The sequence below is a fragment of the Streptomyces sp. NPDC018693 genome, assembly GCF_044391385.1.
GTDB lineage: Bacteria > Actinomycetota > Actinomycetes > Streptomycetales > Streptomycetaceae > Streptomyces.
This window is the reverse complement of sequence record NZ_JBIRZZ010000002.1, coordinates 462,138-487,454: the sequence shown is the minus strand read 5'-3', so window position 1 is coordinate 487,454 and position 25,317 is coordinate 462,138. Positions and strand designations below refer to the sequence as shown.

General features: G+C 69.6%; 26 protein-coding genes. 13 read left to right on the top strand and 13 right to left on the bottom strand.

What is annotated here, in order from left to right:
- Window positions 1–161 precede the first annotated feature (161 nt).
- Window positions 162–374 (bottom strand): DUF397 domain-containing protein, encoded by a 213-nt coding sequence (locus ACH5AC_RS06600; protein ID WP_398860553.1) that lies wholly within the window; start codon window positions 372–374, stop codon window positions 162–164.
- Complete coding sequence (locus ACH5AC_RS06595) at window positions 371–1,246, bottom strand: helix-turn-helix domain-containing protein (RefSeq protein WP_398860552.1); 876 nt, start codon at window positions 1,244–1,246, stop codon at window positions 371–373. Before ACH5AC_RS06595 ends, ACH5AC_RS06600 begins: the two co-directional genes overlap by 4 nt.
- Window positions 1,247–1,408: 162 nt before the next feature.
- Here ACH5AC_RS06595 and ACH5AC_RS06590 point away from each other — a divergent pair, with 162 nt between their 5' ends.
- The gene (locus ACH5AC_RS06590; RefSeq protein WP_398860551.1) at window positions 1,409–1,849 is read left to right on the top strand and encodes an ATP-binding protein; all 441 of its coding nucleotides are present in this window, start codon (window positions 1,409–1,411) and stop codon (window positions 1,847–1,849) included.
- A gap of 175 nt (window positions 1,850–2,024) precedes the next feature.
- Here ACH5AC_RS06590 and ACH5AC_RS06585 read toward each other — a convergent pair whose 3' ends face one another.
- The gene (locus tag ACH5AC_RS06585) at window positions 2,025–2,159 is read right to left on the bottom strand and encodes a hypothetical protein (protein WP_398860550.1); all 135 of its coding nucleotides are present in this window, start codon (window positions 2,157–2,159) and stop codon (window positions 2,025–2,027) included.
- 508 nt (window positions 2,160–2,667) lie between these two features.
- Between ACH5AC_RS06585 and ACH5AC_RS06580 the strand changes: the two genes are divergently transcribed.
- The 4 genes from ACH5AC_RS06580 to ACH5AC_RS06565 all read left to right on the top strand — a co-directional run bounded on the left by ACH5AC_RS06580 (window position 2,668) and on the right by ACH5AC_RS06565 (window position 4,499).
- Window positions 2,668–3,552 carry a helix-turn-helix domain-containing protein gene (locus ACH5AC_RS06580; RefSeq protein WP_398860548.1) on the top strand — a complete coding sequence of 295 codons (885 nt, stop codon included), beginning with the start codon at window positions 2,668–2,670 and terminating at the stop codon, window positions 3,550–3,552.
- 7 nt (window positions 3,553–3,559) lie between these two features.
- On the top strand, window positions 3,560–3,676 hold the full coding sequence (locus ACH5AC_RS06575) for a hypothetical protein (RefSeq protein WP_398860547.1): 117 nt from the start codon (window positions 3,560–3,562) through the stop codon (window positions 3,674–3,676).
- A gap of 78 nt (window positions 3,677–3,754) precedes the next feature.
- The gene (locus tag ACH5AC_RS06570) at window positions 3,755–4,036 is read left to right on the top strand and encodes a hypothetical protein (RefSeq protein ID WP_398860546.1); all 282 of its coding nucleotides are present in this window, start codon (window positions 3,755–3,757) and stop codon (window positions 4,034–4,036) included.
- 187 nt (window positions 4,037–4,223) lie between these two features.
- Window positions 4,224–4,499, top strand: coding sequence for a hypothetical protein (locus ACH5AC_RS06565; protein WP_398860545.1), 276 nt, complete (start codon window positions 4,224–4,226; stop codon window positions 4,497–4,499).
- Between the two features lie 50 nt (window positions 4,500–4,549).
- Here ACH5AC_RS06565 and aspS read toward each other — a convergent pair whose 3' ends face one another.
- Window positions 4,550–6,313, bottom strand: a complete 1,764-nt coding sequence (gene aspS, locus ACH5AC_RS06560) for an aspartate--tRNA ligase (protein ID WP_398860544.1) — start codon at window positions 6,311–6,313, stop codon at window positions 4,550–4,552.
- 143 nt (window positions 6,314–6,456) lie between these two features.
- Between aspS and ACH5AC_RS06555 the strand changes: the two genes are divergently transcribed.
- Window positions 6,457–8,577, top strand: a complete 2,121-nt coding sequence (locus tag ACH5AC_RS06555; protein ID WP_398860543.1) for a SpoIIE family protein phosphatase — start codon at window positions 6,457–6,459, stop codon at window positions 8,575–8,577.
- A 28-nt stretch (window positions 8,578–8,605) separates the two neighbouring features.
- Here ACH5AC_RS06555 and ACH5AC_RS06550 read toward each other — a convergent pair whose 3' ends face one another.
- From ACH5AC_RS06550 to ACH5AC_RS06535, 4 genes are all read right to left on the bottom strand, one after another.
- Window positions 8,606–9,412 (bottom strand): hypothetical protein, encoded by an 807-nt coding sequence (locus ACH5AC_RS06550; protein WP_398860542.1) that lies wholly within the window; start codon window positions 9,410–9,412, stop codon window positions 8,606–8,608.
- 102 nt (window positions 9,413–9,514) lie between these two features.
- Window positions 9,515–10,420, bottom strand: a complete 906-nt coding sequence (locus tag ACH5AC_RS06545; protein WP_398860541.1) for a sensor histidine kinase — start codon at window positions 10,418–10,420, stop codon at window positions 9,515–9,517.
- Window positions 10,408–11,103 (bottom strand): response regulator transcription factor, encoded by a 696-nt coding sequence (locus ACH5AC_RS06540; protein ID WP_398860540.1) that lies wholly within the window; start codon window positions 11,101–11,103, stop codon window positions 10,408–10,410. Before ACH5AC_RS06540 ends, ACH5AC_RS06545 begins: the two co-directional genes overlap by 13 nt.
- A 117-nt stretch (window positions 11,104–11,220) precedes the next feature.
- Window positions 11,221–12,312, bottom strand: a complete 1,092-nt coding sequence (locus tag ACH5AC_RS06535) for an AI-2E family transporter (protein ID WP_398860539.1) — start codon at window positions 12,310–12,312, stop codon at window positions 11,221–11,223.
- A 126-nt stretch (window positions 12,313–12,438) separates the two neighbouring features.
- On the opposite strand from ACH5AC_RS06535, the gene ACH5AC_RS06530 reads away from it, so the two are divergent.
- The gene (locus tag ACH5AC_RS06530) at window positions 12,439–12,582 is read left to right on the top strand and encodes a hypothetical protein (RefSeq protein ID WP_398860538.1); all 144 of its coding nucleotides are present in this window, start codon (window positions 12,439–12,441) and stop codon (window positions 12,580–12,582) included.
- Between the two features lie 154 nt (window positions 12,583–12,736).
- Here ACH5AC_RS06530 and ACH5AC_RS06525 read toward each other — a convergent pair whose 3' ends face one another.
- The 3 genes from ACH5AC_RS06525 to ACH5AC_RS06515 all read right to left on the bottom strand — a co-directional run bounded on the left by ACH5AC_RS06525 (window position 12,737) and on the right by ACH5AC_RS06515 (window position 17,235).
- A complete protein-coding gene (locus ACH5AC_RS06525; protein WP_398860537.1) occupies window positions 12,737–15,139 on the bottom strand; it encodes a non-reducing end alpha-L-arabinofuranosidase family hydrolase in 2,403 nt (800 codons plus the stop codon).
- Between the two features lie 299 nt (window positions 15,140–15,438).
- Window positions 15,439–16,410: a pirin family protein gene (locus ACH5AC_RS06520; RefSeq protein WP_398860536.1), complete on the bottom strand. Its 972-nt coding sequence runs from the start codon at window positions 16,408–16,410 to the stop codon at window positions 15,439–15,441.
- Window positions 16,411–16,761: 351 nt separating this feature from the next.
- Window positions 16,762–17,235 carry an SseB family protein gene (locus tag ACH5AC_RS06515; RefSeq protein ID WP_398860535.1) on the bottom strand — a complete coding sequence of 158 codons (474 nt, stop codon included), beginning with the start codon at window positions 17,233–17,235 and terminating at the stop codon, window positions 16,762–16,764.
- A 161-nt stretch (window positions 17,236–17,396) separates the two neighbouring features.
- Between ACH5AC_RS06515 and ACH5AC_RS06510 the strand changes: the two genes are divergently transcribed.
- The 3 genes from ACH5AC_RS06510 to ACH5AC_RS06500 all read left to right on the top strand — a co-directional run bounded on the left by ACH5AC_RS06510 (window position 17,397) and on the right by ACH5AC_RS06500 (window position 21,698).
- A complete protein-coding gene (locus tag ACH5AC_RS06510; protein ID WP_398860534.1) occupies window positions 17,397–18,248 on the top strand; it encodes an intradiol ring-cleavage dioxygenase in 852 nt (283 codons plus the stop codon).
- Window positions 18,249–18,412: 164 nt separating this feature from the next.
- A complete protein-coding gene (locus ACH5AC_RS06505; protein ID WP_398860533.1) occupies window positions 18,413–20,239 on the top strand; it encodes an acyl-CoA dehydrogenase in 1,827 nt (608 codons plus the stop codon).
- 166 nt (window positions 20,240–20,405) lie between these two features.
- The gene (locus tag ACH5AC_RS06500; protein WP_398860532.1) at window positions 20,406–21,698 is read left to right on the top strand and encodes a M18 family aminopeptidase; all 1,293 of its coding nucleotides are present in this window, start codon (window positions 20,406–20,408) and stop codon (window positions 21,696–21,698) included.
- Window positions 21,699–21,746: 48 nt separating this feature from the next.
- Here the strand turns inward: ACH5AC_RS06500 and ACH5AC_RS06495 are convergent, their stop codons facing one another.
- Window positions 21,747–22,151 carry a cupin domain-containing protein gene (locus ACH5AC_RS06495; RefSeq protein WP_398860531.1) on the bottom strand — a complete coding sequence of 135 codons (405 nt, stop codon included), beginning with the start codon at window positions 22,149–22,151 and terminating at the stop codon, window positions 21,747–21,749.
- A gap of 52 nt (window positions 22,152–22,203) precedes the next feature.
- On the opposite strand from ACH5AC_RS06495, the gene ACH5AC_RS06490 reads away from it, so the two are divergent.
- From ACH5AC_RS06490 to ACH5AC_RS06480, 3 genes are all read left to right on the top strand, one after another.
- Window positions 22,204–23,193 (top strand): GlxA family transcriptional regulator, encoded by a 990-nt coding sequence (locus ACH5AC_RS06490; protein WP_398860530.1) that lies wholly within the window; start codon window positions 22,204–22,206, stop codon window positions 23,191–23,193.
- The gene (locus ACH5AC_RS06485) at window positions 23,190–23,687 is read left to right on the top strand and encodes an LURP-one-related/scramblase family protein (protein ID WP_398860528.1); all 498 of its coding nucleotides are present in this window, start codon (window positions 23,190–23,192) and stop codon (window positions 23,685–23,687) included. The genes ACH5AC_RS06490 and ACH5AC_RS06485 overlap by 4 nt, the downstream gene beginning before the upstream one ends.
- Window positions 23,688–23,767: 80 nt before the next feature.
- Entirely contained in the window at window positions 23,768–24,385 is a 618-nt protein-coding gene (locus tag ACH5AC_RS06480; protein ID WP_398860527.1) for a hypothetical protein, read from the top strand.
- Between the two features lie 20 nt (window positions 24,386–24,405).
- Here ACH5AC_RS06480 and ACH5AC_RS06475 read toward each other — a convergent pair whose 3' ends face one another.
- A complete protein-coding gene (locus ACH5AC_RS06475) occupies window positions 24,406–25,203 on the bottom strand; it encodes a carbon-nitrogen family hydrolase (protein WP_398860526.1) in 798 nt (265 codons plus the stop codon).
- Window positions 25,204–25,317: the final 114 nt, after the last annotated feature.

Here is a 25,317-nt window from a genome sequence, read left to right as displayed (position 1 = left end):
GGCCAAGGCGAAGGCTCGGGCTGCCGCACGCACGCCCAAGACCGCCCCGGAGAACTTCGACGACGGCGGGCTCTTCCCTCAGCCGGACGCCCTGTTCTGAGCCGTACGACAACGCCCCGCGCCCGGTGACAACCAGGCTCGGGGCCTGTGCAGTTGAGGAGTCAGCTCCCCGACGCGTACGCCACGAAGTGCGCCCATGCCTCCGGTGCCAGCCCAAGGCGGGGGCTGGCATCGCGGTACTTGGAGTCGCGGACGTGGATGGTGCGGGGCGCTACCGCGACCTCGACGCAGGAGTCGCCCTCATTGCCGTCGCTGTAGCTGCTCTTGAACCACGCCAGTTCGGAGGCGTCCCCGGCAGAGGGCTTGCGGATCATGTCTCTCCCAGCAGTTGCTCGATGAAGGACAGCGACTCCCGAGGCGGGAGAGCCTGAGCCCGGATCGTGCCATACCGCAGCTCAAGGATGTGCAGCTGCCTCGGGTCCGAGACGGGACGACCGTTGAACGCGCCGTCGGAGCGTCCTGTCGCCGTACCGTCCGCGAACTTCAGCAGCTCAAGCCTTCCATCCAGGCCGGGATGAACCTCCACGTGGGTCGGCATCACCTGAAGTGTGACATTACGCAACCGCCCCACCTCCAACAGGCGTTCGAGCTGCTGTCGCCACACCATTGTGCCTCCCAACGGGCGTCGCAACAGGGTCTCTTCCAGCACGAAACCGAGTGCGGGTGCGGGGTCCCGCTCGAAGATGGACTGCCGGGCCACACGAGCGGCCACCAACCGCTCCACCTCGGCTTTCGAGTACGGCGGTTGCCTCGACTCGAATGCGGCGCGAGCATGCTCCGGCGTCTGCAACAACCCGTTGATGCTGTTGCAGACGTAGATCCCGATCTCTACCGCCTTCTCCTCCATGTCCGCCAGATCCCGCACCTTCTTCGGATACCGAACCTTCTCCACGTCCTCCTTCATCGCGGAGATCAGCCCATCCGCCCCCAACACCTCGTCCGCCATGTCCAGATACTCGGGCCGAGGAATCCGCTTCCCGCTCTCGATCTTGTACACCATGTCCTCGCTGTACCCGAGCCGCTGACCGAACTCGGCGGCCCGCATCCCCACCGCCTCCCGCCGCAGCTTCAACTGCCGCCCCACGGTGGCGATAACAGCCACGCCCCACTCGTCGTCCGGATCCACCTCCCACCCCGGCTCATCCGCCTCGGTCCTGAGCCGCCCTGCCTCCACGTCCACCGACATATCGCGCGCCGCCCCTCCGTCGTACCGCCTCGTACCGCGACGCCCTTACCCGTACGCACCGCCCCGACAAGCCCGGACACCACCGGACAAGCGCCGGACAGTCACCGTACGCAACGACGTCGTCACTCCTCACGGTAGGCGCATCCCGCCACGCTGAGTGACGTGAACCAAAAACTCGCCGAGCCAACAGAACAGCCCACCCAACCCGAGGACCGCATCCGCAACTTCAGCGTCCTGCTGTCCCCCACCCCACGCGGCGCCCGCCTCGCACGCCTGCTCGCCGCCGGACAACTGCGCACCTGGGGCCTCCCATTGGACCCGGCGGAACACATCGTGGCCGAACTGGCGAACAACGCCGCAACCCACGGCCGCGTCCCGGGCCGGAACTTCCAGCTCCTCCTCTACGTGGTCGGCGAAACCCTCCGCATCGAGGTCACCGACACACGCGGCGACCGGCTGCCCCGCCCCCAAGACGCCACCCCCGGCAGCGAAGCCGGCCGCGGCCTGACCCTCGTGCACGCCCTCGCCGACCGCTGGGGAGTGAGCCGGGGCCCGTCCCCACGCAAGACGGTCTGGGCGGAGTGCGCCGCCTACCCCACGTGAACAACCGGTCACAGCAGGTGAGTTCAACCGGTAGCATCGAAATGTGACGCACCCGATGGGTGCGTCCTCCCTTCACTCCGGGCCCTAACTCTTCGGGGCCCGGCCCGACGAGAGCGGTCCCGGGACTGTGACTGGCCGCCTCACGTCGAAGGGAGGACGCCCCCCACATGGGCGGTCACGAGGAGCAGAAGCCGACTTTCGTCATGCGGCTGATCCGACTCCTGCCGGAGCGGGCGGCGAAGCACGCGAGGAGGTGGCTGCTCTGGTGGCTCACCAGGTAGCCGGATATCCCCATCCAGTCTGGGGACATCCGACAGGCTCCTGTTGAGCCGGGCCCCCGTTCGGAGTTCACAGCTCCGGCCGGGGGCCCACCTGCATCGGTGGCTCAGCAAGTAGCCGGATATCCCCACACGGTCTGGGGACATACGACACGCTCTTGCTGAGCTTGGGCCTCCGCACGGACTAGCGGTCCGATGCGGGGCCTCCTTGTCCCCAAGTACAGCACACCGCACCCCGGACCGGCACCCGAACTCTCCTGACCCCCACGACCGAAGCACGACGGTCCAGACTCCGGTCGGACCTGCGCTCCCTATGCACTACGCACTGAGGAGAAAGCACCCCACCAAGCCCCACCCCTCCCTCCCGCCGGGCAAACTCACCCGCGTGAGTGAATATGCCAACTCGGCTGGATTTTGGACCCGTTGTCTGCCGTACGCTCGGCGCAGCACGACGACACAACCCCAGACATGCGACGGCCCCCGCCGGGACTGCAATCCCAATGCGAGGGCCTGACCACCGAGGAAGATCGGACCTTCCTGATGGATACCGAAAACCTTAGCGCGCCCGCACGCCCCCAGTCCCGCACCCCGGGCAAAAACCACCCCCACGCGCGGCCTCACTCCGGCGTGATTCACGACAACGTCCGCCACACCGAGAACTTCACGGTGATCGGCAACGACCTCACCCAGCACCGCGAGCTGTCGCTGCTGGCAATCGGCCTGGGCTGTTACATCCAATCGGTCCGTCCGGGCACCGCCGTCGACATCAAGACCCTCGCCGACCGCTTCCCCGAGGGCCCCACCCGTATCGCCGCGGCCCTGCGCGAACTCGAAGCCCACGGCTATCTCATCCGCACCCGCGAACGCACCCCCACCGGCCGGATCATCACCCGCACGGTCTCCTGCAACAGGCCCGGACACCGCACAGCCCCGGCGGAGACCAGGCCCGCCCGACGCCCGGCCCCGGACAAGCCCCCGCCCCGCAAGCGACGCCTCCCCGCCGTACCCCAGCCCTCGTACACCTCCCCCGCTCTGCTCCGGACAGCCGTCGACGTCCTCGCCGACCTCCGCCGCCACGACCCGCGCCTCCTCCTCTCCGCCACGGACGCCGAGCACCTCGCCCCCGGTGTCGCCGCCTGGCTGGAACGCGACCTCACCCCCACCGCCGTACGCCACGCCCTCACCGAGAACCTCCCGGCGGAACCCCTGATCCGCCCGGCCGCCTTCCTGGCCCACCGCCTGACCGCCCAGCTCCCGCCTTTGCCCCCGTTCCGGCCCCCGGCGCCACCGGTCTCCGCTCCGGAACCCCGACTCCCCCGCCAGACCTGCGCCGGCTGCGACCGACCCTTCCGTCACGCCGCCCCCACCTCCGACCGCTGCCGCGACTGCCGAAACCACGCTCATAGGCAGCGCCAACCTCACTGACCGCGCCTTGTCCGACAACATCGAACTTGGCGTGGTGCTCCGTGATCAACACCTGGTGGAGCCTCTCATCGACCATTTCCGCTGGCTGCTGATGCCTGAGAACCACGTCATGCGCCGTGTGTGAACCGGCCTTTGTGCTGCAGTTCGAGCGGGTGGAGCGGCCCGCGGCACGTGTTCGTACCGTCAGAAATGGAGGAGCATCATGACGTTCGTCAACTACTTCCCCGGCCAAGGCACGGTCCTGGAGAAGGCATACCTTGAAGGCGCAGCCGAAGGCGAGGCCAAGGGCGAGGCCAAGGGGGTCCTCGCGGTTCTGGAGGCACGCCGGATCCCGGTCTCCGACGACATCCGCGAGCGCATCACCACCTGCACCGACCTCGAGCGCGTCAGCGACTGGCTCCGCAGGGCCGTCACTGTCGCTCGCGCAGAAGACCTGTTCACCACGGACCCGGACGCTCCGGACGACGACCCCGGGCAGGTCTGACGGTGGAGAACGGACAACCGGACGACGTGACACCGCCGGAGCTCGACGACCTCTACAGGTTCACGGCACTGACCCTCGCCCTGGGCGTACCCCCGGACCTGGTTGCGGGTGACTACTTCTGCGGTCTGGAGAGACTCCGGAGGGAGGGAGCCATCACCCTTGAGGAGATGGCCCGTGAGCGTGCCAGTTGGCCGATGCGGAAAGCAGCGCCCAGGGGGCAACACCGGAGTCCACGCCGGGGTTCACCGACGGATACAAGGCGGGATACCTCTCGGCCTGGGCCGCGGCGGTCTTTCGGGTTCTGGATACGCGCGGCGTCGAGACTTCCAAGGAGTTCGACCGCGGTCTGAGCATGTTGCGCGACGCCACTGCGCTCACCCTCTGCCTGGAGCGCGCCGTCACCGCCTCCCATGTCAGAGACCTGTTCGCCGGCTCCCCGCGCCCCGACGAGGCATCGGCCTGAGAAACCCGTGGGGGCCGGAGAACTCCGGCCCCCACGGCAGACAGGCGCGACTACTTCGGCTGCGGCTTGCGCACCGACAGGTGCAGTTCCTTCAGCCGGGCCTCCTCCAGCTCCGTCGGCGCGCCCATCATCAGGTCCTGGGCGTTGCCGTTGAGCGGGAAGGCGATGGTCTCGCGGATGTTGGGCTCGTCGGCCAGCAGCATCACGATGCGGTCGACGCCGGGCGCGATGCCGCCGTGCGGCGGGGCGCCGAAGCGGAACGCGCGCAGCATGCCCGCGAACTTCTCCTCGACGGTCTCCCGGTCGTAGCCGGCGATCTCGAACGCCTTGAGCATGATCTCCGGCTCGTGGTTCCGGATCGCGCCGGAGGACAGCTCGACGCCGTTGCAGACGATGTCGTACTGCCAGCCCAGGATGTCCAGCGGGTCCTGGGTCTCCAGGGCTTCCAGGCCGCCCTGCGGCATGGAGAACGGGTTGTGCGAGAAGTCGATCGCGCCGGTGTCCTCGTCCTTCTCGTACATCGGGAAGTCGACGATCCAGCAGAAGCGGAAGACGTTCTCCTCGAAGTGCCCGGCGCGCTTGGCGGCCTCGACCCGCACCGCGCCCATGATCTTCGAGACCTCGTCGAAGTCGCCCGCGCCGAAGAACACCGCGTGCCCGGCCTCCAGGCCGAGACGCTCGGTGAGGACCTTGATGTTCTCCTCGGTGAGGAACTTGGCGATCGGGCCGGTGAGGGACCCGTCCTCGGCGACGCGCACCCAGGCCAGGCCCTTGGCGCCCAGCGAGATCGCGAACTCGCCGAGCTGGTCGAAGAACTTGCGCGGCTGGTCCTGGACGGCCGGCACCGGCAGGGCGCGTACGTGCTTGCCGGCGAACGCCTTGAACTCGGAGCCCTCGAAGACGTCGGTGATGTCGACGAGCTCCAACTGCGCACGCAGGTCCGGCTTGTCGGAGCCGTACTTCAGCATCGCCTCGCGGAACGGGATCCGCGGGAACGGGGACGTGACGTGACGGCCGTTGCCGAACTCCTCGAACAGCTCGGTCATGAGCTGCTCGATCGGCTGGAAGACGTCCTCCTGCTCGACGAAGGACATCTCGACGTCGAGCTGGTAGAACTCGCCCGGCGAGCGGTCCGCGCGCGCGTCCTCGTCGCGGAAGCAGGGCGCGATCTGGAAGTACCGGTCGAAGCCGGAGATCATCAGCAGCTGCTTGAACTGCTGCGGCGCCTGCGGGAGGGCGTAGAACTTGCCCGGGTTCAGGCGGGAGGGGACGACGAAGTCACGGGCGCCCTCGGGGGAGGTCGCGGAGAGGATCGGCGTCGCCATCTCGTTGAAGCCCAGCGCCGTCATCTTGTGACGGATCGCGGAGATCACGGCCGTCCGCAGCATGATGTTGCGGTGCATGCGCTCACGGCGCAGGTCCAGGAAGCGGTACTCCAGGCGCCGCTCCTCGTTGACCCCGTCCTCGGTGTTGATCGTGAACGGCAGCGGGGCGGCCGCGCCGAGCAGCTCGACCTCGCCGACCTCGACCTCGACCTCGCCGGTGGGCAGGTCGGGGTTGATGTTCTCGGTGCCGCGGGAGACGACCTTGCCGTCGACGCGGACCGTGGACTCCTTGGAGAGCTTGTCCAGGGCCTCGTACGCGGGCGTGCCGGGACGCGCGACGAGCTGCGTGATGCCGTAGTGGTCGCGCAGATCGATGAAGAGGATGCCGCCCAGGTCGCGCCGATTGTGCAGCCAGCCACTCAGCCGGACGTCGGTGCCGACGTCAGAAGCGCGGAGCTCGCCGCAGGTGTGGGACCTGTACCGATGCATCGTCGTTCATCCAGTCTTCGCGGTTGGGGGTACGTTTCACGTGAAACAAACTCCAGGGTACCGGGCGGTCGAAGATCGACTCCCGTCCTTTGCGCTCCGGCGATCAGTGGCGACTTTCGAACGGGTCTTCTTAGAGTGGGGCAATGCGCACTGGTGAGCCCCTTGCTGTAGGGGAGGTCCTCGCCGCCCTGGCGACCGGAATGTGGCACTGGTCCACGGCCACGGGGCTGGTCACGGTCGACGCCGAGGCGGCCCGGCTGCTGGGGCTGCCCGCCGAGGAGAGGGTCCTGACCGAGGCGCAGACCCGCGCCCGGCTGCACCCGGTCGACTGGAACGAGATCACCGGGGTCATCCAGCTGGCCGTCGCCGAGGGCACGCTCGCCGAGGTGCGGGTACGGATCATGGACGACCGGGGCCGGGTCGTCCGGATCGTGCGCAGCCGCTCCAAGCCGTCCTTCGACCCGGTGAATAAGGCGTACGAGCTGATCGGGACCATCCAGGAGGTCACCGAGCCCTCACCGGGCACCCCGGCCGCCCGCAGCCCGGTCACCGGTGACTGGCGGCGCTCCCGGGAGGCGTTCCTGCTGGACGCGGGCCGGGCGCTGGCCGAGGCGCGCTCCACGGAGGAGGTGCTGCGGGTCGCGGCCGGGCTGTCGATGCCGGGGTTCTCACCGGACGGGCTGGCGGTCTTCGGGGTGGCGGGCGACCGGCTGACGATCATCGGGCACCACGGGCACCAGCCCGGCGACGACGGCCCCTTCACCCACATGTCCGTGGACACGGACTACCCGGCGGCGGAGGTCGTCCGCACGGGCCGGGCGGTGTATCTGTCCTCCCCCGCCCACTACCGGCAGCGCTACCCGCTCACCTGGCCGCTGGCCCAGCAGTTCGGCCGCCGGTCCTGGGCGTTCCTGCCGCTGACGGTGGCCGGCCGCACGATGGGCGCCTGGATGGCGGCCTTCACCTACCCGGTGGCGTTCACCCCGGACGAGCGCTCGGTGCTGACGACGGTCGCCCGGATGCTCGCCCAGGCGCTGGCCCGCGCGGGCGTCGCCGAGACGCAGCGGGAGCTGACGGACGGGCTGCAGCGCTCGATGCTGCCCACGCTCGGCCCGGAGATACCGGGCATGACCCTGGCCGCCCGCTACATACCCACCGGCGGCGGACTGCAGGTCGGCGGCGACTGGTACGACATGATCCCGCTGCCCGGAGGCCGCTTCGCCCTGGTCATCGGGGACGTCCAGGGCCATGACGTGCGGGCGGCGGGCCTGATGGGCCAGCTGCGGATCGCGCTGCGGGCGTACGCCTCGGAGGGCCACCGCCCCGACGCGGTCCTCTCCCGCGCCTCCCGCTTCTTCTACGGCATCACCCACGCGGACGACGCCCCCGCGGACCTGCGCTTCGCGACCTGTCTGTATGTCGAGGTCGACCCGGTCACGGGGGTGCTGGAGGCCGCCCGGGCCGGTCATCTGGACCCGGCGATCCGGATGGCGGACGGCACGGTCATCGTGCGGGCCACGGCGGGCGGGCTGCCGCTGGGCATCGACCCGGACTCGGACTACCCCACCACCCGGCTCCTGCTGGAGCCCGGCGAGGTGATGATGCTGTGCACCGACGGGCTGCTGGAGACCGGCGGGCACGACCTGGACACCGGCTGGCGGCGCATCCGCACGCTTCTGGAGTCCCACGAGGGCGATCTGGAGGGGCTGGCCGACGCCCTCGTCCAGGCGGTGCACGGCCCCTCCTCGCACCACACCACGGGCCGGCTCACCGACCGCCGCGAGGACGACATCGCCGTCCTGCTGCTGTGCCGCCCGGGCGCCGGCTGCGGCATCGACGTCGCCCCCGTCCGGCCGACCGTACGCCGCACCATGCTGACGATCGCGCAGGCCGAGCCGGAGCGGATCGCCGAGGGCCGGCAGCAGCTGCGGGAGCTGCTGCACGACTGGGCGTCGGAGGACCAGCGCGACTCGGCGGTCCTGCTGGTCTCCGAGATGCTGACCAACGTCCTGGTGCACACCGACGCGGACGCGCTGCTGGTCGCCGAGGTGAGGGAGGCCCCGGACGGGCGGCGCATGCGGATCGAGGTCACCGACACCAGCGACGACCTGCCGCACAAGCGCCGCCCGGGGGAGCTGGCGTCGTCGGGGCGCGGGCTGATGCTGATCGAGCTGCTGGCGGACGCGTGGGGGGTGGCGCCGAGGGGCGAGGGCAAGAGCATCTGGTTCGAGCTCCGGGAGTCCGGGATCCAGGAGACCTCATGAGCCCTCGCCGGGCTCGGCGCCTCCCGGTTCAGCAGCGGTCGCCGCTGTTCACCGCACGGTCACGCGCCACGACCTGGCCCTTCGGCACGCCGTTGCTGTCGGTCACGTTGGCCTTGGCGTCGTAGTAGGCGCCGTGGGACTTGATGTCGCGGTAACCGCGGCCACGCCAGCTGTCGACGGTCGTCCAGTTCGCGAAGGGCAACGTGTTCCAGGTGTATGCCTCGACGTGGAAGACCGGGTTGCTGCGCACCGTACGCATCTCCGGGCGCTGGACCATCCAGCCCACCCGGCGCGGCGGGACGGTGAGGTTGCTCGTCTTGGACCAGCCCTGCGTCTTCGCGTACGACCAGGAGTGCGAGTACTCGGCGCCCGCCTGGAACGTCAGGACGTCCTTGATGGCCGTCCAGCTGACGCCGACCGAGCCGCTGACGCTGTGGGTCGTGGTGCTGGTCGTGCTGCCACTGGACGTGATGCCCTGCTGGATCGTGGATCCCGAGCTGCAGTTGACGATGGTGTCGCTGACCCGCGTCTCGCCGCCGGTCCAGGTCCAGCTGGACGACTTGGGGTAGGAGCACCAGCCCTTGACGCGCTCCCAGCGGCCCCGGATGTCGTTCCAGTTGTTGAGATTCCTGACCTCGCCGGTGTCGACGTTGATCAGCTTCTCCTGCGAACGGGTGGTCCCGTTGCACAGGGTCATCAGCAGCTTGTCGGTGTTGAACGGCTCCTGGCCGCGGATGTTGGTCGCGGCGCTCGCCGGCGTGACGGACACCATCACGGCGGCGAAACTCAGCACCGTGGCGACACCTGCGCGCTTCATGGTGGAACGAGTGGTCACTGAACCCCCTGAACTTGAGGCTTGAACCTTCTGGTCATCGGGTCAGATTCGACCAGCCGAAGGTCACGATGCGCTCAGAGAGGCGACAGAATCGGATCAGACTCAGGAGGCCGCCGGAAGCCGCACCCGGAACCAGGCGCCCTGTCCGCCCGGTCCGTGCGGCTCAAGGCTCACCGTGCCCCCGTGCGCGGCGGTGATGGCCGCGACGATGCCGAGGCCCAGCCCGCTGCCGACCGCCGTGGTGTCCTCGCCCCGGACGAACCGTTCGAAGATCCTCTCCCGCAGTTCGGGCGGCACCCCCGGCCCGTCGTCCACGATCTCGATGACCCGGTGCCCGTCCTCGGTGCCCAGCCCCAGCGTGGTCGTCGTACCGGGCGGCGTGTGCACGCGGGCGTTGACCAGCAGATTGGCGACGACCTGGTGGAGCCGCCCGGGATCGCCCCGGACCGTGTGTTCCCCGGGCGCGATGAGCAGCCGCACCGGATGCTCCGGGTGGCAGTCCCGCGCCGCCGCGTACGCGTCCCGGCACAGCTCGGCCAGGTCGATCCGCTGTCTGCGCAAGGGCTGGCCGAGGTCCAGCCGGGACAGCAGGGACAGTTCGTCGATGAGCGAGGCCATCCGCTGGATCTCGGTCGACGCGCGCTCCAGGGCGTCGCCGCGCACCCGCCGGTGCCGCTCCTCCTCGCCGTCGGCGCCGGCGACCTGGGTGTAACCGGAGATGACGGTGAGCTGGTTGCGCAGCTCGTGTCCGGCGGTGGCCTGGAACTCCCACAGCCGCCGCTCCCACTCCCGCCGGTCCCGTGCCTCCCTGCGGCACAGCAGAACCGCTCCGGCGACGACGGCCGCCAGCAGGACCACTCCGAGGGCCGCCTCGAACCGGATCAGCCGGCCCACGGCCCGCTCGTCGAGGTGCTCCCGGAGCAGCCAGACCGCCAGGAAGGTGGCGCCGCACAGCGCGGAAAGCGCGGCGGACCATCCGTACGCGACGACGCGGGTCAGTCGGCGCACAGCAGGTAGCCCACCCCGCGCACGGTGCGGATCGGCGACGGCTGCCGGTCGCCCAGCTTGCGCCGCAGGTAGTAGATGTAGGTGTCGACGAGTCCGGAGCCGTCGTCCCGGTGGTTCCAGACCCGCTCCTGGATCTGCGCGCGGGTCAGCACCCGACCCGGGTTCTCCATCAGGTACCGCAGCAGGGCGAACTCGGTGGTGGTCAGCTGGACGGGGACTTCGCCGGCCCACACCTGGTGGCTGTCGGGTTCGAGTCGTAGGTCCCCGACGGTGATCCGGCCCGCGGCCCCGGGTCGCCCGCCGGCACCGTAGCGGCGCAGCAGCGCCCGGACGCGGGCCGCCACCTCCTTCAGTTCGAAGGGCTTGGTGACGAAGTCGTCGCCGCCGAGGTCGAGTCCGCGCACCCGGTCGTCGAGGTCCGAGCGGGCGCTGAGGAACAGCACGGGCATGGCCATGCCGCGCTCACGCAGCAGCCGGCACACCTCGTACCCGTCGAGGTCGGGCAGGTTGATGTCCAGCAGCACCAGATCGGGCACGCACCGGGTGGCGCACTCCAGGGCCTGACGGCCCGTGGCCGCGCTCCTCACCTCGAAGCCCACGAACTCCAGGGCCATGGTGAGCATCTCGCGGACGCCCTGCTCGTCGTCCACGACGAGCAGGGAAGGGGAGACAGGGGTGGTCATGTCCTGTGCCTTCTCGTGCGGTATGCGTAGCTGTTCGGGCCACCGACGTCGGTTCCCCCTGGCGCGGGCATCCTGGCATGTACCGGTGGGTAGTTCGAGGGCCCTTTACTGCAATTTTCAACTGCTTGTGGGGCCGGGGCCGGTCGGCCGGTCCGGCGACTCCTCGGAAGACGCCCCATAACGGTTCCTCAGCTCGTGCAGCACCCCGGTCGCCGCCGCCGTGACCGGCACCGCGAGCAGCATGCCGAGGATGCCGGCCACGGAGGCGCCCGCGGTGAGGGCGAGCATCACGACCGCCGGATGCATCTGCACCGTCCGGCTCTGGATCAGCGGCTGCAGGACATGTCCCTCCAGCACCTGCACCGTGAGGACGACGCCCAGCGCCCACAGCGCGATGACGAAACCCCGGTCGGCGAGTGCCACCAGGACCGCCACCGCGCCCGAGAGGAAGGCGCCGAGATACGGGATGTAGGCGCCGACGAAGACCAGGGCGGCCAGCCCGAACGCGCCGGGCACGTCGAGCACCAGCAGCCCGATGCCGATGAACGTGGCGTCGATCAGCGCGATCAGGGTCGTACCGCGCATGAACCCCTCCACGGCCCGGAAGGCGCGCCGCGCCATGGCCTCCAGGGTGTCCCCGGTGCCGCGCGGGGCGAAGGCGCGCAGGGTGGCGGCGGCGCGGTGGGAGTCGCGCAGGAAGAAGAACATCAGCAGCAGGGCGAGTACGGCCATGGCGATGGTCTCGCCGACGACGCTGACCCCGCTGATGAAGCCCGACGCGGCCGTACCGCCGAACCTGGACAGCAGCTCACGGGAGTTGGAGGCGAGGTCGTCCAGTGAGGTGCCGGCCGCCCCGAAGTGCTCCGACAGCGAGACCGCCGCGTCCCTGAGCGAGGCGATGATCTGGTCCCCGCTGTCGACGAGCGCGGCGGCCACCACGTACACCGCGCCGCCGACCACCGCCACGACCGCGACACAGGTCACCCCGGCGGCCGCCGACCGCGGCACCCGCGCCCCCACCATCCGCCGGTGGAAGGGCCCGAGCAGCGCGGTGCCGAGCAGGGCGAGCGCCACCGGTGTGACGGCCGTACGGAACGCCGCGCACAGCAGGATCCCGACGTACCCGACGCCCGCGACCAGCAGCGCGACCGCGCACCAGGCGGCCAGCCGCCGGGCGGGCTCGGGCAGCAGGGCGGGCGGCGAGGACATACGCCCATGCCACCACGCCCGCCCCGGGCCCGCCCGCCACGGGAAGCCACCCAGGTGACGGAGAGTCAGCGCCGACGCGGCTCGGCGAACCAGCGGGCCTCGACCGTGGCGTCGCAGGGAGCCGGAATGGCCGCACTCCACCTCGCGGCCCTCGTCATCAGGTCAGCGTCGCCGCCGGGGCCGGCGACGCGGCCGTCGAGCGAGACGATGACGCAACCGCTCGCGGTCCAGGAACTGCTCGCCGCACGGTACGCGATCGCCCCTGCCTGAACCCGGCATCGACGCGGCCGCCACCTACGCGGACACCGCCGTCAGGACTTCACCTCGTGGACGCTCTGGCCGTACTGCGGCCCTCAAGCGCAGAGGAACCCCAGCCGGTTTGCGGATGGGGTTCCTCGATCACGATCACCGAGGAGCGGTCAGGTCACTTCCTCAGGGTGAGGAGGCCCGGCCGGTACGGCAGCTTGTCGTACGGAGTGTTCGGCGGTGTGCTGGGGGACTTGCCCTGGTAGAGGAACTGCAGGTTGCAGGGGTCGACGGTCATCGTCTGGTCGGGGTTGCTGCGGATCAGGTCGCCGTGGCTGATGTCGTTGGTCCAGCCGGCGCCGCTGTTGGCCTTGCCCGCGAAGGGGTTGCTCTCGGTGGCGGCCTGCGGGGTCCACGCACCGTTCAGGCTGGAGGCCGTGAAGGAGCGGAAGTAGCGCCCCTTCACCCCCTGCGCCTCCACGATCATGAGGTACTGGTTCTGGCCCTGGACCGTGTACACCTGCGGCGCCTCGAACAGCTTGTCCGCAGTGTCGCTCATGACCGTCGTGTACGACGAGCCGAAGTTCCCCGGGAAGTCACCGATCGGCATGCTCGCCCGGTAGATCTTGCCGTTGTCGCCGGCGAAGAACAGGTACATGTTCTTGTCGTCGGCGATCAGGGTCTGATCGATCGGACCGGTGGGGGACTCGCCGCGGGGGATGGTGCCGGTGAACAGCGGCTTCGGCTCGGACCACCCGTTGGGGTCGGTGGGGTCGCTCGACGTGCGGTAGATGAAGGGCCACGCACCCCACTGGTACGCGAGCACCCAGACCTTCTTGGGTGCGAAGTAGAAGAGCGTGGGAGCCACCGCGGCCTTGTTCATGCCGGCCTGACCGGTCGACGCCATCTCCGACCAGTCCGTGAACGGACGGAACATCATCGAGCCGTACGACGATCCCGAGAAGTTCGACCCGTAGACCAGCCGCTTGCCGTTGTGCGTCACGGCGGTGAAGTCCTTCAGCGAGGCCCACCCGTTCGCCGGCTGCGCCAGCGCACCCGTCGACGACCACTGGTACGTCGACGGAAGGGCACACTTGCCGCTCGTCGGCGAGAGCGCCTGGAATTTCCAGCGCTGGTTGGCGCCGCCGTTGGCCGCCGAGCTCTGTACGGGAGTGCCGTTGGCGGTCCTGCCGCTGGGGATCTCAAGGGCCCGGCCGCTGGCGACGTTGGTCAGGGTGTAGGAGCCGTCGCTGTTGCGGCTTGCCTTCCAGCGCTGGTTGGCGGCGCCGCTGGCGTCCCAGACCTGCAGCTTCACCCCGTTGCCGGTCCAGCCCTTCGGTTCATCGAGGACTCGGCCGCTGGCGGCGTTGGTGAACGTGTAGGAGCCGTCGCTGTTGCGGCTTGCCTTCCACTGCTGGTTGGCGGCGCCGCCGGCCTTCCACACCACGAGCTGGGTGCCGTTGGCGTTCTTTCCCTTGGGCTGGTCGAGCACGCGTCCAGCGGCGGCGTTGGACAGCGTGTAGGTCGCTCCGGAGGTGATGTCACCGCCCGGCGTACCACCGCCTCCGCCCCCTCCGCCGCTGCTGCCGCCACCCAGGGCGGCAAGCGTCGCGTGGTAAGCGGGCTTCTTGTTACCGCTGTTGTCGAACAGCAGCGGGTTCTCGCCCGTACGCCACGAGTCGCTGTCGCGGATGCCCCACACCGAGATGCCCGTGCAACGGCTGACGTTCAGGCATGCCTTGACGGAGTCGGCGTACGCGCCGGCGGGTGCCTGGGCGATGTCGAGCTCGGTGATCTGGACGTCCACGCCGAGCTCGGCGAACTTGGACAGCGTGGTCTGGAAGCCGGCCGGGGCGCCGCCGGCGGCGAAGTGGCTCTGCAGGCCGACGCAGTCGATGGGCACGCCACGGGACTTGAAGTCCTTGACCATCTTGTAGACGCCCTGGGTCTTGGCGTCGGACCAGTTCTCGATGTTGTAGTCGTTGTAGCAGAGCTTGGCTGCCGGGTCGGTCTTCCGGGCGGTGCGGAATGCCTCCTCGATGAAGCCGTCGCCCAGCACGTTCTGGAAGACGGAGCTGCGGCGCTGACCGCCGGGGCCGTCGGCGAACGCCTCGTTGACCACGTCCCAGGCGTAGATCTTGCCCTGGTAGTGCTTCATCGTTGTGGTGATGTGGTTGTTCATCACGCTGCGCAGGGTGCCCGCATCACGTATGGAACTGACCCAGTTGGGCAGTTGGGAGTGCCAGACGAGGGTGTGGCCACGCAGGCGCTGCCCCTTCGCGGTGGCGTGACTGACGATCTTGTCCGCGGGCCCGAAGTTGAACGACCCGCGGGAGGGCTCGACGGCGTCCCACTTCATCTCGTTCTCCGGGGTGATCATGTCGAATTCCCGGTCGAGAATGGCGGTGTACTTGGGGTCGCTCAGCCTCCCCGCGGCGACAGCCGTTCCGAAGTAGCGGCCCTTGGCCGCTGCCGCATCGGCAAGCACGGTCGGCGCGCTGTCCTCGGAGGTGAGCGCGGCCCTGGCCACCAGCGGTACGGCAGCACCCACGGCGGCGAGGGCCACAGCGGCGGCGAGCACGCGACGGGTTGCTGGACGGCGGCGATGAGGGCGTTTCTGGTCTGACAACGGCTTGTCCTTCTCGCATGGTGGTCCTTGCTCCGGGACCCTGTTGCCTGCGAGTCGTCGCCACGTGCGTAAAGGTTGCCAAGATCGGGGAAGTTGTCCCGCCTACCCGCCGTCCCGCGCTCGCAGCAGCGGTAAGCGGCCGAACAACCTCCCGCCGCCCGCTCGCCGCGGAGCTGCCCGACGGCCGGCGCGGAGCCCTCGTACACGAGGGCTCCGCGCCGGACTCGTCCGCGTTTGTTTCCTGGCGAGCCCTATATTCCGCCCTCAGACATCCCGTGCACGGCCGGGATGGTCCCCAAGCGGCCCTTCTGGAAGTCCTCGAACGCCTGCTGCAGCTCTTCCCTGGTGTTCATGACGAAGGGGCCGTAGTGGGCCATCGGCTCACGGATGGGCTGCCCGCCGAGGAGGACGACCTCCAGGTCCGGCGTGTGGGAGTCCTGCTTCTCGTCCGCGCGGACGGTCAGGGAGCCGCCCGCGCCGAAGACCGCCGTCTGGCCGAGGTGGATGGGGCGGCGCTCGGCACCGACCGAGCCCTTGCCCGCCAGCACGTACGCCAGCCCGTTGAAGTCCTCCCGCCACGGCAGTGTGACCTCCGCACCCGCTGCCACCGTCGCGTGGATCATCGTGATCGGCGTGTGGGTGATGCCGGGGCCGGCGTGGCCGTCCAGCTCGCCGGCGATGACCCGCAGCAGCGCGCCGCCGTCGGGCGTGGTCAGTAGCTGGACGTTGCCGCCGCGGATGTCCTGGTAGCGCGGAGGCATCATCTTGTCCTTGGCCGGGAGGTTCACCCACAGCTGGAGGCCGTGGAAGAGGCCGCCGGACATGACGAGGTGTTCCGGCGGCGCCTCGATGTGGAGGAGGCCGGAGCCGGCCGTCATCCACTGGGTGTCGCCGTTGGTGATGGTGCCGCCGCCACCGTTGGAGTCCTGGTGGTCGAAGATCCCGTCGATGATGTAGGTGACGGTCTCGAAGCCGCGGTGCGGGTGCCAGGGGGTGCCCTTCGGCTCCCCGGGCTGATACTCCACCTCGCCCATCTGGTCCATCATGATGAACGGGTCGAGGTGGCGGTAGTGGATCCCCGCGAACGCCCGGCGCACCGGGAAGCCCTCGCCCTCGAAGCCGCTCGGCGCGGTGGTCACACCGAGGACGGGGCGTGCCACGGCGTCGGCGGAAGCGGTCACCCGGGGCAGCGTGAGCGGGTTCTCGACGGTCACTGCAGGCATTGTCGGTACCTCCTTGTGCGTCCACTTTAGTTGAACGCTGAACTTTCTGCCACCCCTAACGACAAAGGCCCGGAGGGCATTCCCTCCGGGCCTTCGGCAAGACTGTCTCAGTTGGTGAAGTACAGGTACTTCCACGCCCCGTACGTCGTCGTGTTCACGTTGTCACCGGACGAGCCGTCGACGTAGACGGCCCGCGCCCGGCGGACGAGAGCGCCGCGCGACGTCCGGCCGCGACCGCGGGAGGCGGTGACGGACGGGGCGCGGCTGCCACGCGGGATCCTATGGCATGGCTGTGACAATCCCCTCGGGGATTTCAGGGAGACGCCGCAGCTCGGACAGCTCAGGAAGCCGCTAGCCGTACATCCGCCGCATCGCGAACTCCACCATCTGCTCGACCGCCTTCGCGTCGAAGACCATCCGGTGCTCGCCCTCCATGTCGAGGACGAAGCCGTAGCCGGTGGGGAGGAGGTCGATCACCTCGGCGCCGGTGATCACGAAGTACTTGGACTCCTTGCCCGCGTACCGGCGCAGCTCCTTCAGCGAGGTGAACATCGGGATCACCGGCTGCTGGGTGTTGTGCAGGGCGAGGAAGCCGGGGGTGTCGCCGCGCGGGCAGTACACCTTCGACGTGGCGAAGATCTGCTGGAAGTCCTCGGCGGCCATCTGCCCGGTGGTGAACGCCCGCACCGCGTCGGCGAGCGACGGAGGCGACGGCTCGGGGTACAGCGGCGGCTGCTGCCCGTACCCGCCGGCCATCGGCTGCTGGGGCTGGGCGTACTGCTGCTGGGCAGCGCCCCCGTCCATGGGCTGGCCGTATCCATACATGCGCGTAAGCGTACCGAGAGGGACAGGGAGGGCGGGCCGCCGCGCGGTCCAGAACGAGCGACAGCAAAACGACCGACAGCGATCCGACAGCCATGGCACGGTTTTCTCACAGGTGCCGCTCATAGCGTTTGGCCCACCGAGCCGAACGAGGGAGACACCGCATGCACAGCCACCACGACGACCAGGTCCACGAGCACGACAGAGGGCTCTCCCACGACCTTCCCGTCCTCGCCCGCCGCCGCATGATCCGGCTGATGGCGGGGGCGGGCCTGATCCCGCTCGTGGGATGCAGCTCGGAGGAGGAGAGCTCGGCGTCCTCCTCCACTTCCTCGTCTTCCTCGTCTTCCTCGTCGGCCGCCTCGTCCGGCGACGCCTCCGCCGAGTGCGCCACCATCCCGGACGAGACCGCCGGCCCCTACCCCGGCGACGGCTCGAACGGCGTGAACGTCCTGAAGGAGAGCGGTGTCGTGCGCAGCGACATCACCACCAGCTTCGGCGACTCGGCCGGGGGCACCGCCGAGGGCGTGCCGCTGACCGTCACCCTCACGGTCGTGGACGCGGCCTCGGGCTGCGGTACGCCGAAGAAGGGCGCCGCCGTCTATCTGTGGCACGCCGACCGGGACGGCAAGTACTCCCTCTACTCGGACGGCATCACGGACGAGAACTACCTGCGGGGCGTGCAGGAGACGGACGACAACGGGCAGGTCACCTTCAAGAGCGTCTTCCCCGGCTGCTACGACGGCCGCTGGCCGCACATCCACTTCGAGGTCTACGGCAGCCTGGCCGACGCCACGGCGGCCACCTCCCTCACGAACACCTCGCAGCTCGCCTTCCCGAAGGAGACCTGCGAGGCCGTGTACGCCACGGACGGCTACAGCCAGAGCGTGACCAACCTCGGCCGGATCTCCCTGGAGACGGACAACATCTTCAGCGACGGCTACGACCAGCAGCTGGCGACGATGACGGGCAGCGCCGAGGAGGGGTACACCGCCACACTCACGGTTCCGGTGTGACCTGACTGAACCTGGCTGATCATGTCTGACCTGTCACAGATGGCCGGATCGGGGTTGCGTCTTATTACTGACGGGTAGCATCATCGTAGCTACTTGTTGGTACGTGAACTAGCGCGAGGATCCAGTGCCTCGCCGATCTCTCTACGGAGCCGGGAGCCGTCGCCATGGGGCACTACAAGTCGAATCTCCGCGACATCGAGTTCAACCTCTTCGAAGTACTGGGACGCGACAAGCTGTACGGCACCGGCCCGTTCGAGGAGATGGACACCGAGACCGCCAAGAGCATCCTGGAGGAGCTGACCCGCCTCTCGGAGAACGAGCTGGCGGAGTCCTTCACGGACGCCGACCGTAACCCGCCGGTCTTCGACCCGGAGACCAACACGGCGCCGGTGCCCGCCTCCTTCAAGAAGAGCTACCAGGCGTTCATGGACTCCGAGTACTGGCGCCTGGGCCTGCCCGAGGAGATCGGCGGTACGACCGCCCCGCCGTCCCTGATCTGGGCGTACGCGGAGCTGATCCTGGGCGCCAACCCGGCCGTGTGGATGTACTCCTCCGGCCCGGCGTTCGCCGGCATCCTCTTCGACGAGGGCAACGACGTCCAGAAGAAGATCGCCCAGATCGCCGTCGAGAAGCAGTGGGGCTCCACCATGGTCCTCACCGAGCCCGACGCGGGCTCGGACGTGGGCGCCGGCCGCACCAAGGCGGTCCAGCAGGAGGACGGCTCCTGGCACATCGAGGGCGTGAAGCGCTTCATCACCTCGGGTGAGCACGACATGTCGGAGAACATCCTCCACTACGTGCTGGCCCGCCCCGAGGGCGCCGGCCCCGGCACCAAGGGCCTGTCCCTCTTCCTCGTCCCGAAGTACCTCTTCGACTTCGAGACCGGCGAGCTGGGCGAGCGCAACGGCGTCTACGCGACGAACGTCGAGCACAAGATGGGCCTGAAGGCGTCCAACACCTGCGAGATGACCTTCGGTGACCAGCACCCCGCCAAGGGCTGGCTGATCGGCGACAAGCACGACGGCATCCGCCAGATGTTCCGCATCATCGAGTTCGCCCGCATGATGGTCGGCACGAAGGCGATCTCCACGCTCTCGACGGGCTACCTCAACGCCCTGGAGTACGCCAAGGAGCGCGTCCAGGGCCCGGACCTGGCCAACTTCATGGACAAGGCCGCGCCCAAGGTCACCATCACCCACCACCCCGACGTGCGCCGCTCGCTGATGACGCAGAAGGCGTACGCGGAGGGCATGCGCGCACTCGTCCTCTACACCGCCTCGGTGCAGGACGCGATCGCGGTCAAGGAGACGGCGGGCGAGGACGCCTCCGCCGAGCACGCCCTGAACGACCTCCTGCTCCCCATCGTCAAGGGCTACGGCTCCGAGAAGGGCTACGAGCAGCTCGCCCAGTCGCTGCAGACCTTCGGCGGCTCCGGCTTCCTGCAGGAGTACCCGATCGAGCAGTACATCCGCGACTCCAAGATCGACACCCTGTACGAGGGCACGACCGCGATCCAGGGGCAGGACTTCTTCTTCCGGAAGATCGTCCGCAACCAGGGCGCCGCGCTGAACACGCTCGCCGAGGACATCAAGAAGTTCCTGGCGCTGGGCACCGGCGGCGAGGAGCTGGCGGGCGCCCGCGAGCACCTGGCCAAGGCGGCCGTCGAGCTGGAGGCCATCGTCGGTCTGATGCTGACCGACCTCGCGGCCACCGAGCAGGACGTCAAGAACATGTACAAGGTGGGCCTGAACACCACCCGCCTGCTCATGGCCTCCGGTGACGTCGTCGTCGGCTACCTGCTGCTCAAGGGTGCCGCGATCGCCGCCGAGAAGCTGGAGACGGCCTCCGCCAAGGACAAGTCCTTCTACACCGGCAAGATCGCGGCGGCGAAGTTCTTCGCGGCCAACGTCCTGCCGGGCGTCACCCTGGCCCGCAAGGTGGCCCAGGGCGTCGACCTGGACATCATGGAGCTGGACGAGGCCGCGTTCTAGTCGTCCAGACGTTCGTGAGGTGAGGGCCCGCTCCCGGCGAGGGGAGCGGGCCCTCACCGCTTTTCCCAGGCATGGGCCGACGCCTGTGCGTACGCCGCGCAGACCGCCGTACGCCGCAACATCGCGCCCTGACCGGCGCCCGCGCGTCCGTCGCTAAGGTGAACCCATGAGCGAACCCTCCCGCTTCGGCCGCGGTCACACAGACGACCTGATGTCCTTCCTCACGGCGAGTCCGTCGCCGTACCACGCCGTGGCCGCCGCGGCCGAGCGGCTGGAGAAGGCCGGTTTCCGGCAGGTGGCCGAGACGGACGCCTGGGACGGGACGAGCGGCGGCAAGTACGTGCTCCGCGGCGGCGCGATCGTGGCCTGGTACGTGCCCGAAGGCGCCGCGCCGCACACCCCCTTCCGCATCGTCGGCGCCCACACCGACTCTCCCAACCTGCGGGTCAAGCCGCTGCCCGACACCGGTGCGCACGGCTGGCGCCAGGTCGCCGTGGAGATCTACGGCGGCCCCCTGCTGAACTCCTGGCTCGACCGCGACCTGGGCCTGGCCGGCCGGCTGACCCTGCGGGACGGTACGACGCGCCTGGTGAACGTCGACCGTCCACTGCTGCGCGTCCCGCAGCTCGCCATCCACCTGGACCGGTCGGTGTCGGCGGAGGGCCTCAAGCTCGACAAGCAGCGGCATCTGCAGCCCGTGTGGGGCCTCGGCGACAGCGTGCGCGACGGCGATCTGATCGCCTTTCTGGAGCAGGAGGCCGGGCTGCCGGCCGGCGAGGTCACCGGCTGGGACCTGATGACCCACTCCGTGGAGCCGCCCGCCTACCTGGGCCGCGACCGCGAACTGCTCGCCGGGCCGCGCATGGACAACCTGCTGTCGGTGCACTCCGCCACGGCCGCCCTCACCGCGGTCACCGGCCAGGACCTGCCCTACATCCCGGTCCTCGCCGCCTTCGACCACGAGGAGAACGGCTCCCAGTCGGACACGGGAGCGGACGGCCCGCTGCTCGGATCCGTCCTGGAACGCTCGGTGTTCGCACGCGGCGGCTCCTACGAGGACAGGGCCCGCGCCTTCGCCGGCACCGTCTGCCTCTCCTCCGACACGGGGCACGCCGTCCACCCCAACTACGCCGAGCGGCACGACCCGACGCACCACCCCCGCGTCAACGGCGGCCCCATCCTCAAGGTCAACGTCAACAACCGCTACGCCACCGACGGTTCGGGCCGCGCGATCTTCGCCGCCGCCTGCGACCGGGCCGGCGTCCCCTTCCAGTCCTTCGTCTCCAACAACTCCATGCCCTGCGGCACCACCATCGGCCCCATCACCGCGGCCCGCCACGGCATCCGCACGGTGGACATCGGCGTGGCCATCCTGTCGATGCACAGCGCCCGCGAACTGTGCGGCGCCGACGACCCGTACCTCCTGGCGAACGCCCTGGTGGCCTTCCTGGAGGGGTGACCGTGATCCGGACCGGCCCGCCCCGGTCCCGCCACCGGCCACTGACAGTCAGCCCAGCGCATGCCCCGTCGTCGCGTCCACATGCGCCGGAACCTCCTCGTGGCGGTCGCCGACCGTCGAGGTGCCGCTGGGTTCGAGGAGCAGCAGCTCGGTGGGGACAGCGGCGTACGGCTTGTGCTCGATGCCGCGGGGGACGGTGAAGACGGAGCCCCGCGGCAGGACGACCGTGCGCTCACCGTGCCCCTCTCCCTCCGCATCCCGCAGGCCGATGTGCAGTTCCCCGGACAGGACCAGGAAGAACTCGTCCGTGTGGTCGTGGACGTGCCAGAGGTGCTCGCCCTCGACCTTGGCGACGCGTACGTCGTAGTCGTTGACAGTGGTCACGATGCGCGGGCTCCACTGCTGGGTGAAGGAGGCGAGGGCGGCGGTCAGGGAGATGGGTTCGTTGCTCATGCCGGTCATCCTGCGGGTGACGGGACCGCCGTGCGAGTGCTAGGAATCGCATATGTCGCAAGGATCCTCTCACCGGCACCGGGTCGTGCTGGTCGTCGACGAGAACTCCAACCCCTTCGAGATGAGCTGCGCCATCGAGGTCTTCGGGCTGCGCCGGCCGGAGCTGGGCCGTGAGCTGTACGACTTCCGGCTGTGCGCGGCGGAATCCGAGACGCGGATGCGCGACGGGTTCTTCACCCTCACCGGGGTCGCCGGACTGGAGGCGGCCGAGGAGGCAGACACGCTGATCGTGCCGAACCGCCCCGACACCGACACCCCGCGCACCGCCCGCGTCCTGGACACCGTGCGCCGGGCACACGCGCGTGGTGCCCGGCTGATCGGTTTCTGCTCCGGCGCCTTCACCCTCGCGGAAGCCGGCCTGCTGGACGGACGCCCGGCGGCCTGCCACTGGATGTGGGCGGACGCCTTCCGCGCGCGCTTCCCCGCGGTCCGACTGGAGCCGGACGTGCTGTTCGTCGACGACGGCGACATCCTCACCGCCTCGGGCAGCGCCTCCGCGCTGGACCTCAGCCTCCATGTCGTACGCCGCGACCACGGCGCCGAGATCGCCAACCACGTCTCCCGCCGCCTCGTCTTCGCCGCCCATCGCGACGGCGGCCAGCGCCAGTTCGTGGAGCGGCCGGTGCCCGACGTACGGGACGAGTCCCTGGCGCCGCTGCTGGCGTGGGCGCAGGAACGGCTGGGGGAGCAGCTCACGGTGGCCGACCTGGCGGCCCGCGCGGCGGTCTCCCCCGCCACGCTCCACCGGCGTTTCCAGGCGCAGCTCGGGACGACCCCGCTCGCCTGGCTGACCGGCGAGCGGGTGACCCTCGCCTGTCGGCTGATCGAGCGGGGGGAGGAACGGCTGGACGTGGTGGCCGCGAAGAGCGGTCTGGGGACGGCCGCCAACCTACGCGCGCGGGTGCGGCGCGAGACCGGGCTCAGCCCGTCGGCCTATCGACGGCGTTTCGGAGGCGGCGGCGGGGAACCGGTCCCGACATGAGATTCCTCGTGCGCGACCGGATCCTGGGCTTCGGCGACGACTACTGGATCGAGGACGACCGCGGCAACAAGGTCTTCCTCGTCGACGGCAAGGCGATGCGGCTGCGGGACACCTTCGAGCTGAAGGACAACCGCGGCCAGGTCCTGATCGACATCCGGCAGAAGATGTTCGCCCTGCGGGACACGATGCTGATCGAGCGGGAGGACGAACCGCTCGCCCGCATCCGCCGCAAGCGCCTCTCCCTCCTGCGCAACCACTACCGGGTGTCCCTGGTCGACGGCACCGACCTCGACGTCAGCGGCAAGATCCTCGACCGTGAGTTCGCCATCGAGTACGACGGCGAGCTGCTGGCCGTGATCTCCCGCCGCTGGCTGACCGTCCGTGACACCTACGGCGTCGATGTCGTCCGCGACGACGCGGACCCGGCGCTGCTCATCGCGGTGGCGGTGTGTGTGATCCACCTCGCGGAGAAGGAACGGGAGGACGACGACTGACGTTCACCGGACCTGCCTATCCTCGGCGTGAGCTGAACGTGAGCGTGATCGGGCACGCGTGTGTGTGAGGGCGGGGCGGGATGGATCTCAGGGAGCGGCGCAGACAGGTGCGGCGGGAGCAGAGGGCCCGCGTCGAGGAGCTCGCCGGGACGATGACGGCGCCGGCCGAGCCGCTGCGGTGGCGTGCGGGGTGGGGCGGCCGGATCGCGGGAGTCCTGTGGTGCGCGCTGTTCATCTGGGCGACCGAGCCCTCCGAAGCCCCGAAGGGCGCGGTGGCGCTGCTCTTCGCGTCGTGGACCTCCCTGGTCGCGGGCTTCGTGTTCTGCCGGCTCGCGATGTGGCGCGTCACCGCCGACCGCGACGGGGTGTTCCTGCGCCGGTTCTTCTCCTCGGTCTTCCTGTCGTGGTCGGTGATCAGCCGGGTGGAGCTGCGCAAGGACGGCATGCTGGAGTTCTTCGGCCCGGGCTCTGCGAGGGAACCCATGGGGGGCTTCTTCCAGCCACCATGGCTGGCCCGTATCACCCGGCTCCCAGGCGTGGGCGGACAGGTGGCCGACACCCTGACGGCGATGGCCGGCCACGAACACCTGCGGCCCACCGCCCAGGCGGACCCGCCGGCGGCCGGAAGAGCCTTCATATGGTGGGCCGTGCCCCTGGCCACCGTCCTGTACGGAGCGCCGCTGCTCCTGACCCGCTGACGCCGCGCCCGTCAGGCACATCAGCGGCGCGGCGGCTCCACCCCCAGCACCCGGTCCTTCAGCGCCGGGAACAGCTCGCGGGTCGTCGCGACCTTGCCGGGGTCGAACTCCACCGTGAGGACCTCCTCGCCCGCGCCGGCCTCCGCGAGCACCTCGCCCCACGGATCCACCACGATCGAGTGACCCGCCTGCGGAACTCCCGCATGCGTCCCGGCCGTTCCACAGGCGAGCACGAACGCCTGGTTCTCCACCGCCCGCGCCTGGGCCAGCAGCGTCCAGTGCGCCCGGCGGCGCTCCGGCCAGCCCGCCGGGATCAGCAGGGTCTCGGCGCCCGCGTCGACGAGACCGCGGAAGAGTTCGGGGAAACGGAGGTCGTAACAGGTCGCCACACCAAGGGTCGTCCACGGCAGACGCACCGTCACCAGCTCACGCCCCGCGCCCATCAGCACCGCCTCGCCCTTGTCGAAGCCGAAGCGGTGGATCTTGCGGTAGGCGGCGGCCAGGTCACCGGAGGGGGAGAAGATGAGAGACGTGTTGTAGAGGGGGCCGTCCGGGTCCCGCTCGGGGATGGAGCCCGCGTGCAGCCACACGCCCGCGTCGCTCGCCGCCTTGGCCATCAGCTCGTACGTCGGCCCTTCGAGCGGCTCGGCCTCGGAGGCGAACTCCTGGTAGGCGAAGGCACCCGTGGTCCACAGCTCCGGCAGCACCACCAGGTCGGCGGTGCCCGCCTGCGCACGGACCAGGGAGGCGACGCGCAGCCGCCGCGATTCGACCGATTCGCCCTCTTCTACGGCGATCTGGATCAGCGAGGCGCGCACACTACCACCGTCCTGGCATTCGAGCCGTCCATACGGGCCTACGATCGTCACACGAAAGCACTGCCGGGGTGCCTCACAGCAGCGTAACTTAGCCAGTCGAGACACCCGCCGAGT